The organism is Vreelandella sp. L-25, assembly GCF_056857535.1.
Genome location: NZ_JBSXNH010000079.1, coordinates 18861 through 30579, shown reverse-complemented (window position 1 = coordinate 30579; position 11719 = coordinate 18861). Strand labels below are relative to the sequence as shown.

The window sequence follows — 11719 nt, the reverse complement described above, 5'->3', positions numbered from 1 at the left end:
TGGCAGTGTAATGACCGCCGTTTTCATCTGTCGTCATCGTTACCGCAATAACCACCGAGTGACCAGTAGTACCACCGACTGACCAAAGGGGCAGCGCATACAGGATGCTCCACCCGCTTCGCGGCATGGCTAATCGTTGAATGAGCCGCGTAGCTCAGGATTTTTTATAATCACAGCGACCGAAAAAAGAGGTTAACGCAAAAATGTCTAAAACGCCGAAGATCATTTATACGCTCACCGATGAAGCTCCTGCGCTCGCTACCTACTCTTTGTTACCCATCATTGATGCCTTTACCGACTCTGCCGGTGTCGAAGTAGAGACCCGCGATATTTCTCTTGCTGCCCGCGTATTGGCACAATTCCCGGATATTCTGAGCGACGAGCAGCGCGTGAGCGATGACTTGGCGGAGCTTGGTCAGCTGGCGAAGACGCCTGAAGCCAATATTATCAAACTACCTAATATCAGCGCCTCTGGCCCGCAGCTAAAAGCAACCATCAAAGAGCTGCAAAGCCAAGGTTACCCGCTGCCTGACTACCCGGAAGAGCCGAAAAACGACGAAGAAGCCTCCGTTAAAGCGCGTTACGACAAAGTCAAGGGCAGTGCGGTAAACCCGGTGCTGCGCGAAGGTAACTCCGACCGCCGCGCGCCGAAGTCGGTCAAGAACTACGCTCGCAAATACCCGCACCGCATGGGTGAGTGGAGCGCTGACTCTAAGTCCCATGTGGCTCATATGAGCGAAGGCGACTTCTACGGCAGCGAACAGTCGGCGGTGATGGAAAAAGCCGGCACGCTGAAGATTGAGCTGCAGCAAAAAGATGGCACCAACGTGGTGCTAAAAGAGGGCCTTGCGGTACAAGCAGGCGAAGTCATTGACGCCGCCAGCATGAGTAGCCGCCGTCTGCGCAGCTTTATTGACAGCCAAATCAGCGATGCCAAAGAGAGCGGCGTGCTGTTCTCGCTGCACTTGAAAGCTACCATGATGAAGGTCTCCGACCCGATCATGTTCGGTATCGTGGTGGAAGAGTTCTATAAAGAGGTGCTGGAGAAGCACGCTGACGTGCTGAAAAGCGCTGGCTTCAACCCGAACAGCGGTATCGGCGACCTGTACAGCGCTATTGAGAAGTTGCCCAGCGACCAGCAAGAGGCGATCAAAGGCGATGTAGAGGCCCTTTATCAAACTCGCCCGGCCATGGCGATGGTGAACTCCCATAAAGGCATCACCAACCTGCATGTGCCCAGCGACGTGATCATCGATGCCTCTATGCCGGCGATGATTCGTGATTCCGGCAAGATGTGGAACGCGAATGACGAGCTGCAGGATGCGAAGGCTGTTATCCCTGACCGCTGCTACGCCACCATTTACCAGGCGGTGATCGAAGATTGCAAGCAGCACGGCGCGTTCGATCCGACCACCATGGGCAGCGTACCTAACGTGGGCCTGATGGCGCAGAAAGCCGAAGAGTACGGCTCTCACGATAAAACCTTCCAAATGCCTGCCGACGGGACTGTCGTGGTCACCGACGATTCAGGCCAAACTGTGTTTAGCCATACGGTAGAAGCAGGCGATATCTGGCGTATGTGCCAGACCAAAGACGCGCCGATTCAAGATTGGGTGAAGCTGGCCGTGACTCGCGCTCGCGATAGCGGTGCCCCGGCGCTGTTCTGGCTGGACGCTAATCGCGCCCACGATGCACAGCTGATCAAAAAAGTCGAGACGTACCTGAAAGATCACGACACCGCTGGCCTGGATATCCGAATTCTCGCGCCGGTCGATGCGATGAAGGTTTCTTTGGAGCGTATCCGTAAAGGCGAAGACACCATCTCCGTCACTGGTAACGTACTGCGCGACTACTTAACCGACCTGTTCCCGATCATGGAGCTGGGCACCAGTGCCAAGATGCTCTCCATCGTACCGCTGATGAACGGTGGTGGCCTGTTTGAAACGGGTGCCGGTGGCTCTGCACCGAAGCACGTTCAACAGTTCTTGGAAGAGAACCACCTGCGCTGGGATTCGCTGGGCGAGTTCCTGGCTCTGGCGGCGTCGCTTGAGCACCTGGGCAGCACCTTCGGTAATGCCCGTGCAACGCTGCTAGCCAAGGCGTTGGATGAGGCTAACGGCAAGTTCCTCGACAGCAACAAGTCACCGTCGCGTAAAGTGGGCGAGCTGGACAACCGCGGCAGCCATTTCTACCTGGCACTCTACTGGGCCGAAGCGCTGGCCGCCCAGGATCAGGATGTCGAAATGAAGACGCTGTTTGCTCGTCTGGCTGAAACTCTGAAAGCCAACGAAGCGGCTATCGTGGACGAACTCAACAGCGTTCAGGGGCAGCCGGTGGATATACAAGGCTACTTCCATCCGAACGGTGAGCTGGCCAGCCAGGCCATGCGCCCGAGCAAAACGCTGAACGACGCGCTGGCGATGGTTGCCAAAGGCTAATTGCCCCGCTCAATCGTAAATTGAGTGCTGCTACACCCCCTGCCTGCTTTGCGGGCAGGGGTTTTTTGTTTGGCCCAGTGTGATAATTTTGAGTTTTTCATGAACCCTTGTTGATGGCGCGCGTCTTATACAGCAGATTATGTGTGTACAACTGAGTGCCCTTCCCAAAAGCAAGCGGTCACGTTTGCTCATGATGGGAACTTAGTTGAAGTGCGTGTAAACAATGCCCGTCAGCCGAGAGAAGATAATCCTTGCTGCTTATGCTTAATACCGAAAGCCCATATTTGGCGGCCACATTACATGCAGGTATGACACGCCCTGGCATGCCTGAGCATGATGATGACCTAACGGTGCAGTCGGCTGAGCCCGCGCTGGCGCAGCCCCCCCTGTACAAAGTGGTGCTGCACAATGATGACTACACCCCCATGGAGTTTGTCGTCGAAGTGTTGCAAGGCTTTTTTAATATGGATAGCGAAAAAGCCGTGCAGGTGATGTTGGCGGTACACACCCAGGGGAAAGCAACCTGCGGCATTTTTACCCGGGATATAGCTGAAACCAAGAGCTATCAAGTCAATGAGTATGCCCGTGAATGCGAGCACCCGCTAATGAGTGATATCGAAGCTGCTGATTAAGCGTATTGAAAATGAGCAGCGTTGAAAAAAAGTAGCGCAGGGGCTTGCAACCACGCCATTTGTACCCGATGTTGAAAGTGCCGGTCGATTAAACTGATCCGACGCAAGCCCTAGGTGGCGATAAGCCCTAGGTAGTAGCGAAAAGGGGACTGCCATGCTGAGCAAAGAACTTGAACTGACCCTGAACACGGCCTTCACCGTGGCTCGCTCAAAGCGCCACGAGTTCATGACCGTAGAGCACCTGCTGCTAGCGCTGCTGGATAACGCTTCTGCGGTTGATGTGCTGAAGGCGTGTGGGGCAAACCTCGACAAGCTGCGGTCCGATCTGCAGGATTTTATTAACTCGACCACGCCGCTGATCCCAGAGGGTCAGGGTGACCGTGAAACGCAGCCAACGCTGGGCTTCCAGCGCGTGCTGCAACGTGCTGTATTCCATGTTCAATCTTCCGGTAAAAGCGAAGTGACTGGCGCTAATGTGCTGGTCGCTATCTTCTCTGAGCAGGAGAGCCAGGCGGTTTACTTCCTTAAACAGCAGAGTGTGGCGCGGGTTGATGCGGTTAATTACATCGCCCACGGAATTTCTAAAGTCTCTGGTCATGGCCCGTCGCCATCACCTTCCTCTCAAGAGAGTGACGACGCAGAAGAGGGGAGCGCTGAAGGCGCTGCTCATCCGCTGACCGGCTACGCCACCAACCTCAATGAGCAGGCACGTCAGGGTAAAATCGACCCTCTGATTGGCCGCGACCATGAGCTTGAGCGCGTTGTGCAAATTCTGGCCCGCCGTCGTAAAAATAACCCACTCCTGGTGGGTGAAGCGGGTGTGGGTAAAACCGCTATTGCCGAGGGCCTGGCCAAACGCATCGTCGAAGAAGACGTGCCCGAAGTGATCGCCGATGCGGTGGTCTACTCATTGGACATGGGCGCGCTATTGGCAGGCACCAAATACCGTGGCGATTTCGAAAAGCGCCTCAAGAGCTTGTTAGGCGAGCTGCGAAAACAGCCTAATGCCGTCTTATTTATCGACGAGATCCACACCGTAATTGGTGCAGGGGCTGCATCAGGTGGCGTAATGGATGCGTCTAACCTGTTGAAACCGCTGCTCTCCTCAGGCGAGCTGCGCTGCATTGGCTCGACTACGTTCCAAGAGTTTCGCGGTATCTTCGAAAAAGACCGTGCCCTGGCGCGTCGTTTCCAAAAAGTCGATGTACTGGCACCGTCTGTTGAAGACACCATTAAGATCCTCAAAGGGCTGCGTTCGCGCTTTGAAGAACACCACGAGCTTAAGTACACCGATGGTGCCTTAGAGAGTGCTGCTCGCTTGGCGGATCGCTACATCAATGACCGTTTCCTTCCCGATAAGGCGATTGATGTGATTGATGAGGCCGGGGCGCATCAGCGTATGCTGCCGCCAGAGGTGCGTGCTAACACGATCGATGTTGAGCAAGTCGAAGCAGTGGTTGCTTCCATCGCGCGTATTCCGCCGAAGAGTGTCTCTAGCTCGGATCGCAAACAGCTTGAGAAGTTAGATCGTGACCTGAAAATGCTGGTCTTTGGGCAGGATGAAGCCATTGATTCACTGTCAGCTGCTATCAAGCTCTCTCGTGCGGGCCTGAAATCGCCTGACAAGCCGGTAGGTAGCTTCCTGTTTGCAGGCCCAACGGGCGTAGGTAAAACGGAAGTCGCTAAACAACTGGCACATATCATGGGCATTGAGCTTGTCCGCTTTGATATGTCCGAGTACATGGAGCGCCATACCGTATCGCGCTTAATTGGTGCGCCTCCTGGCTATGTAGGGTACGACCAAGGCGGTTTGTTAACAGAGGCGGTGACCAAGCAGCCGCACTGTGTGCTTCTGCTCGATGAAATCGAGAAGGCTCACCCGGAAGTCTTTAACCTGCTGCTACAGGTCATGGATCACGGTCGTTTGACGGATAACAACGGCCGCGAGGCAGACTTCCGCCATGTGATTTTGATCATGACCTCGAACGCTGGGGCGGAGCAGGCATCGCGTCGCTCTATCGGTTTCCAGAGCCAGGATCACTCGACGGATGCGATGGAAGTGATTCGTCGGACCTTCTCGCCGGAATTCCGTAACCGCCTGGACGGCATCATTCAATTCCATGCGCTGCCCACGACGGTGGTGCGCAACGTGGTCGACAAGTTCTTGATCGAGCTTCAGGCGCAACTAGACGAGAAGCGTGTACAGCTTGATGTAGACGATACGGCGCGGGATTGGCTAGCAGAGAAAGGCTACGACCCGGATATGGGTGCAAGGCCGATGGCTCGCTTGATCCAAGAGAAGCTCAAGAAGCCGCTTGCCGAGATGATTCTGTTTGGCGAGCTGTCAGAGCGCGGTGGGATTGTGCATGTCAGCCTGGAAGACGGAGAGCTACATCTATCAACAGAGTCGGAGATGGCAGATGCGCCCTGAAAAGGGCGCTAAGATGACCGACAAGCATTAATTGAAGTACCCGCTTAACGAGCTAACGCACAGCGCCCTGTCTTCGACGGGGCGTTGTCGTTTCCAGGGAGCGGCGCCGTAATTACGCGATACTAAAAGCAGCCATTAGGCGTTTCTGCACTCGCAGGATCGCTTGCGCAGAACATTGCTTGAGGGCGATATCAAGGCTTAGCGCGAGCGGTAAACAATACGGCCTTTTGAAAGATCGTAAGGTGTCAGCTCTACTTTTACCTTATCGCCGGTCAGAATGCGGATGTAGTTTTTACGCATTTTGCCAGAGATATGAGCAGTCACAACGTGGCCGTTTTCCAGCTCAACCCGGAACATGGTGTTGGGAAGGGTGTCAACGATAACGCCTTCCATTTCAATATGATCTTCGCGTGCCATATAGGCAGATCCTCACTTATTTTACATCGTGGATAGTCGAATGATTGCCTCAATAAGCGCTGGCACAAACCTGCACGCCTAAGAAACAGCGCTATATTGTGCCGTAAGCCTGCCGTCAAGGCAAAAAAGCTGACCAGATTAGCGAATTAAAGGTCGCCAATGCCGCCCGTCCAGCAGCTCGATGGGTGAAAAAGACTGCTTGTAGCGCATCTTACGACACTCTTCAATCCAGTAGCCAAGATAAAGATGAGGCAGCTGTTTTTCTTGGCAGAGCGCAATCAACTTTAAAATGGCAAAGGTGCCGAGTGAGCGCTTATCCAGCGCTTCATCGACTTTAAAAAACGTGTAAATAGCTGACAGACCGTGCTCTAGCTGGTCAAACGCTGCCACGGCCACCAGCTCACCTTCTAGGTACATCTCCATGAGGTGCGCATAGGGTTCTTCAAGCGTCAGAAAGGTACGGTACTGCTCGCGGCTGGGTGGATACATGTCGCCGTCTGCATGGCGTTGGCGAATGTAGTCAGCATATAGAGCGTAGTGGTTGGCATCGAAGCGCGCGGCGATGACGCGGGTCTCAATATCGTGATTGCGTTGCCAAACTTTTCGCTGAGTACGGTTGGCGCTAAATTCGTCCACCGGGATGCGGACTGAGCGGCAGGCATTGCAACCTTCGCAGTGAGGGCGGTATAAGTGGCGTCCGCTGCGTCGAAAGCCAAGCAGAGACAGCGAGTCGTACACCCCAGGCACCGGCGACTCCTGAGGATCCAGAAACAGTGTTGTTGCCTCTTTGCCAGGAAGATAGCTGCAGGCATGAGGAACGGTTAGGAAGAAGCGCAAATCCCGCACAGGGCGGCGAGGAGCGTTACTACTCACGGCTTGCCTCCTTGGTGAAAAACGGCGCGGTCACTCTGCTTCAGCGCCTGAGGGTATCGCCGCCAGCCATGGTGAGGCAGGCACGGATGGCGTCTGATGGGCAGGTGGTAAGCGAAAAGCCTTTTCTGGCAACCATTGTTCAAGGTAGTTGATGAACGTGCTACGGGCGACTGTTGTCGCACCCAGGCTGGCTAAATGCGGCGTGTGCATTTGGCAGTCGATGAGTTCACCACCATGGCGTTGCATGGCGCCTGCCAAGTAGGCCAGCGCAATTTTGGAAGCGTCGGGTTGACGTGAAAACATCGACTCACCAAAGAACACTGGCCCCATGGCCAGCCCATACAGCCCGCCGACCAGCTCGCCGTCACGGTGTACCTCAATGCTGTGGGCGATGCCAAGTTCGTGAAGGCGCTGATAGGCACGACGCATATCCGGGTTAATCCAAGTGCCCGGTTCATTTTTACGGGGAGCAGCACATGCCTCAACGACCTGGATGAACTGTTGATCTAGTGTCACGCTAAAGCCACCATGTCGCAGCCGTTTAGCTAGACTGCGGCGTCGTTTAAACTGAGCAGGCAGCAGTATCATGCGCGGGTCAGGGCTCCACCATAAAATGGGGTCCTTGTCGCTATACCAAGGAAATATCCCTTTCCGGTAAGCGTCTACCAGCCAGGCTGGTGTAAGCTCTCCACCGGCGGCTAGGAGGCCGTTGGGAGACTCTAATGCCTGTTCGGTAGATGGAAATGAAGGGTGTGGCGATGAGAGCCAAGGTAGCATCGCTTGCTCCTGTTGCTGATAGCTTCTATAGAAGCGCTGTGACGGCGGAAGGATGCTCGGTATGATGCAAACTCGCAAGTGGATTAAAGACACCGTGTGGTGTAAAGGGAGAATCGCTTGAAAGTAAATAAGGCGGTAGACAAGCGAACGCAGCGACAGTCGCGTCAGTCACCATCTAGTTCTAATTCATCGACGCGGGTGAATGCCGCAAAGGATAAGGCGCGCCGGTTTGGCTTGCGCCTGCAAGGATCCGCCCGTGAAGGGGTGGTGGTTGTGATGCTGGCGCTCTGCGTCTTTTTGCTATTGGCGCTGTTTAGCTACCATCCAGCCGACCCCGGCTGGTCGTACCAAGGGCCTGAAACCGATGTGCGTAACTGGATGGGCCCGGTTGGTGCATGGCTGGCCGACGTGCTCTATTCACTGCTCGGGGCCAGTGCCCTGTGGTGGCCGGGAATGTTTGGTTACGCCGCTTGGTGGCTGATGCGCTCACGCCAGGTGCGTTTCGAGCTGGATCCGGTGGCCATTGCCGTGCGCGCAGGCGGTTTGGTGTTGCTAATGTTCGGTACGACCATGCTGGGCGCACTGCACTTTTATCATCCAGATAGCATTCTGCCCTATGCCTCAGGCGGTATTTTAGGCGAAGGGCTCGTCGGTACGCTGAAACCGTTGGTGAGTAGCGGCGGTGTGGGCTTGATTGCCGCCGCGCTAATTCTGATTGGCTTCCCGTTATTCAGCGGCATGTCATGGTTACAGGTGGCCGATGAAGTTGGACGCAAGCTGTGCCGTATCGGCGGATGGTTTAGCGCTCGCCGTGCTAAAGGTCGCGAAAAGCGTGCTGAGCGCGCTGCCGTGCGTGCGGCTGCTAAAGCGGCGTCTAAAAAAGTGAAGCAGCGCTCCTGGGCAGAGCCTAGCGATACCAGTACGGACGCTGTAGATGAGAAAGAAGAGACGCCAGCCGTCAATGCTGCACCTCGCGCCAGTGAATCGCCTGCGCCGCAGGAGCGCCCTGCCGTTAGTGAGCGTTCACCATCAAGTCGTCGCGAGCGGCGTGAGCCAAGCTTCTCAGCACCTGTAGAAGAGACGCAAGAAGAGACATCTACTACGGATACCTCCATTCCTTGGGAGGCAGCCACTGTACTGAGCGAACGCCATGGAGCGAAGCCGCAAAGCACCTCAGAGCCTCGGACGGCCGCGCCAGAAGCGACTCCGCCAGCGCCTGCCAAGACGCAGGAGCCAGAAGCGCCCAGTGAACCACTAATGTCGTTATCCGCTAAAGAACCGGAGCCAACGCAACAGCCTGAGTCTGCAGTTGAAAAAGTTCCAGCGCCTAAGCCTGAAACACCTGCGCCAACTGAAACACCCGAGCCGGTACCTACCCATGAATTGGGTAGCAATAAACCGCTGCGGGTTGAAGATGAGCAGGAGCGTGAGCTCTATGCAGCTTCTGTACCGCTGCGTGCAACGCGCGATGAGTGGGAACCGGAAGCTACTGAGCCATCAGCATCCACCGCGTTTACGAGCCGCCCAGAGCCGGAGTCAGAGCACCCCGAACCAGTCACGCTGCGCAGTGAAGACAGCCAGCCAGCCTACCAAGCCCCCTCCATAGCGGCTGAACCGCGCCGGGAGCGAGTGCCGGAAGTAGTGCCAGAGCCAGTGTGGGATGACGAAGATGACGATGAGTTATCCGTCAGGCCTGTCGCATCTACTACTGCCAGCTCGCGCCATGAGCCAACCTTCTCTACCGAGCAAGTTGAGGAGGAAGCGGATAACGGCCCCACGCTGTGGACGGTGGAGCATCTGCAGAGCCAGCGCCCAGCGTTTGAAACGCTTCCAGAGCCCGAGGGCGAGGTGCCCAGCCTACAGCTGCTCACACCGCCGGAGCCGCATCAGCCGAACTACACGGATGAGCAGCTGGCCGATATGGCGGAACTCCTAGAAGTCAGGTTACGTGAATACGGTGTAAAAGCTGAAGTGGTCGATACGTGGCCGGGGCCGGTCATTACACGTTTCGAGATCAAGCCTGCTGCCGGGGTGAAGGTTTCCAAAATCAGCAATTTGGCGAAAGACCTTGCTCGTTCGCTGATGGTGAAAAGCGTTCGCGTAGTAGAGGTCATTCCCGGTCGGCCAACGGTGGGGATCGAAATTCCTAACCCGCACCGCGCGATGATTCGCCTGCGTGAAGTGATCGACTCTGACCGCTATCAGCAGGAGAGCTCACCGCTAACGATGGCGCTGGGCCAAGATATTGGCGGTGGGCCGGTGGTCGCGAACCTAGGCAAAATGCCCCACCTGCTGGTGGCCGGTACGACCGGTTCGGGTAAATCGGTGGGGGTCAACGCGATGCTGATCTCCATGCTGCTCAAGGCTAAACCCGATGAGCTCAAGCTGATCATGGTCGACCCCAAGATGCTGGAGCTATCGGTGTATGACGGTATTCCGCACCTGCTGGCGCCGGTGGTCACCGATATGAAAGAGGCGGCCAACAGCCTGCGCTGGTGCGTGGCGGAAATGGAGCGTCGCTATAAGCTGATGGCGGCGATGGGCGTACGTAATATTGCCGGCTTTAACGCCCGCCTAGACGAAGCCGAGCGTGCCGGCGCCCAGGTGGCCGACCCATTATGGGAGCCGCAGCCCTGGGAGATGCACCAAACGCCGCCGGTGCTGGAGAAGCTGCCCTACATCGTGGTGGTCATCGATGAGTTTGCCGATATGTTTATGATCGTCGGCAAAAAGGTTGAAGAGCTAATCGCACGTCTGGCACAAAAAGCGCGGGCTGCCGGTATTCACCTGATTCTTGCCACCCAGCGTCCATCGGTGGATGTGGTGACTGGTTTGATCAAGGCGAACATTCCTTCGCGAATGGCCTTCCAGGTCTCCTCGCGAATCGATTCGCGTACCATTCTGGATCAAGGTGGGGCAGAGAGCCTGCTGGGACATGGGGATATGCTCTACCTGCCCGCCGGTTCCGGGCCGCCTAATCGGGTTCACGGTGCCTTCGTGGACGACGATGAAGTCCATCGGGTGGTCGATGATTGGAAGCGTCGCGGCGAGCCTGAGTACATTGAGGAGATTCTTTCCGGCGGTGTTTCTGCGGATGCACTAACTGGGCTTGAAGCGGAAGGGATTGATGGCGACGATGCCGAGCAGGATGCGCTTTACGATGAAGCGGTGCAGTTTGTGACCGAGACCCGTAAGGCCTCGATTTCTGCCGTGCAGCGGCGATTTAAAATTGGCTATAACCGAGCGGCACGCTTAGTTGAAGCCATGGAGGGCGCAGGCGTTGTCTCCTCTATGAGCACCAACGGTGCTCGCGAAGTGCTGGCACCGCCGCCGGTTGGTCACTAAGCGTGGTCTCACCAATCATGCAATAAGCGTGAAAGTCGCGCCGCAGGCGAAACCCTGCGGCGCTTTTTACGTCTGAGAGGCATACGGAACGTCTTATCGCTCCTTGCCTCGTCCGCTATTCGGCAATGAATGCCTAGGGAGAAAGAACATGCGCGAACCCTCTAACCGTCGCTCACCTGCTTTGGTACTTGCCGCCAGTGCGCTCGGGTTAACCTTTGCTGCACCGATGACAGCGTGGGCCAATGAGGCCGCAGAGCGGCTTACCGAGCGCTTGGATCCTCTGGAAAACTACCACGCGACTTTTGAACAGCAGATTCTGGATGGTGGCGGTGAGCGTCTTCAGAGTGCCCGTGGGGAAATGTGGTTATCGCGCCCGGGTATGCTGCGTTGGGAAGTTGAAGCTCCGTACTCGCAAACCGTGGTCTCTGATGGTGAAGATGTCTACCTTTACGATCCAGATCTTGAGCAAGTGACCGTGCAAGCGATGGATGACCGTGTTACCCACACGCCCGCGCTATTGCTGTCAGGTAGCGCCGATGAGCTAACCGCCAGCTACGATGTGTTTTACGAGCAGCAGGACGGCGATGACGTGTTTACGCTGATTCCTACGCTGGCAGACACGCTATTTGAAGAGCTGAGCATGGTCTTTGAAGGTCAGATCCTGACCGAGCTGTGGATGATGGACAGCACTGGCCAGCGCACCGCCATCACCTTCAGCGACATTACTCGCAATGGCAGCATTGATCGTGGTCTATTTGATTTCCAGATTCCTGAAGGCACCGACGTTATCCGCGAAGAGCTTTAAA

8 protein-coding genes are annotated in these 11719 nt (G+C 55.9%); 5 read left to right on the top strand and 3 right to left on the bottom strand.

The window, feature by feature from the left end:
* The first annotated feature begins 203 nt into the window (after positions 1–203).
* The 3 genes from AC13CN_RS13160 (at position 204) to clpA (ending at position 5501) form a co-directional block, all read left to right on the top strand.
* Entirely contained in the window at positions 204–2438 is a 2235-nt protein-coding gene (locus AC13CN_RS13160; RefSeq protein ID WP_253556974.1) for an NADP-dependent isocitrate dehydrogenase, read from the top strand.
* Between the two features lie 323 nt (positions 2439–2761).
* A complete protein-coding gene (gene clpS, locus AC13CN_RS13155) occupies positions 2762–3070 on the top strand; it encodes an ATP-dependent Clp protease adapter ClpS (protein WP_062359348.1) in 309 nt (102 codons plus the stop codon).
* A gap of 154 nt (positions 3071–3224) precedes the next feature.
* Positions 3225–5501 (top strand): ATP-dependent Clp protease ATP-binding subunit ClpA, encoded by a 2277-nt coding sequence (clpA, locus tag AC13CN_RS13150; RefSeq protein ID WP_253556972.1) that lies wholly within the window; start codon positions 3225–3227, stop codon positions 5499–5501.
* 198 nt (positions 5502–5699) lie between these two features.
* On the opposite strand, the gene infA is transcribed toward clpA, so the two are convergent.
* The 3 genes from infA to aat form a co-directional block, all read right to left on the bottom strand.
* Positions 5700–5918: a translation initiation factor IF-1 gene (infA, locus tag AC13CN_RS13145; protein ID WP_007111068.1), complete on the bottom strand. Its 219-nt coding sequence runs from the start codon at positions 5916–5918 to the stop codon at positions 5700–5702.
* A 138-nt stretch (positions 5919–6056) separates the two neighbouring features.
* Complete coding sequence (locus AC13CN_RS13140; protein ID WP_062359288.1) at positions 6057–6791, bottom strand: arginyltransferase; 735 nt, start codon at positions 6789–6791, stop codon at positions 6057–6059.
* Between the two features lie 30 nt (positions 6792–6821).
* Positions 6822–7568 (bottom strand): leucyl/phenylalanyl-tRNA--protein transferase, encoded by a 747-nt coding sequence (gene aat / locus AC13CN_RS13135; RefSeq protein ID WP_044627797.1) that lies wholly within the window; start codon positions 7566–7568, stop codon positions 6822–6824.
* A 117-nt stretch (positions 7569–7685) separates the two neighbouring features.
* Here aat and AC13CN_RS13130 point away from each other — a divergent pair, with 117 nt between their 5' ends.
* Positions 7686–10913: a DNA translocase FtsK gene (locus tag AC13CN_RS13130; RefSeq protein ID WP_253556971.1), complete on the top strand. Its 3228-nt coding sequence runs from the start codon at positions 7686–7688 to the stop codon at positions 10911–10913.
* Between the two features lie 148 nt (positions 10914–11061).
* A complete protein-coding gene (gene lolA, locus AC13CN_RS13125) occupies positions 11062–11718 on the top strand; it encodes an outer membrane lipoprotein periplasmic chaperone LolA (RefSeq protein ID WP_044627795.1) in 657 nt (218 codons plus the stop codon).
* Position 11719: the final 1 nt, after the last annotated feature.

Bases quoted from the DNA above. Each gene is read 5' to 3' on its own strand.
- clpA (WP_253556972.1), top strand. From the start codon at position 3,225: ATGCTGAGCAAAGAACTTGAACTGACCCTGAACACGGCCTTCACCGTG.
- AC13CN_RS13160 (WP_253556974.1), top strand. From the start codon at position 204: ATGTCTAAAACGCCGAAGATCATTTATACGCTCACCGATGAAGCTCCT.
- lolA (WP_044627795.1), top strand. From the start codon at position 11,062: ATGCGCGAACCCTCTAACCGTCGCTCACCTGCTTTGGTACTTGCCGCC.
- infA (WP_007111068.1), bottom strand. From the start codon at position 5,918: ATGGCACGCGAAGATCATATTGAAATGGAAGGCGTTATCGTTGACACC.
- clpS (WP_062359348.1), top strand. From the start codon at position 2,762: ATGCCTGAGCATGATGATGACCTAACGGTGCAGTCGGCTGAGCCCGCG.
- aat (WP_044627797.1), bottom strand. From the start codon at position 7,568: ATGCTACCTTGGCTCTCATCGCCACACCCTTCATTTCCATCTACCGAA.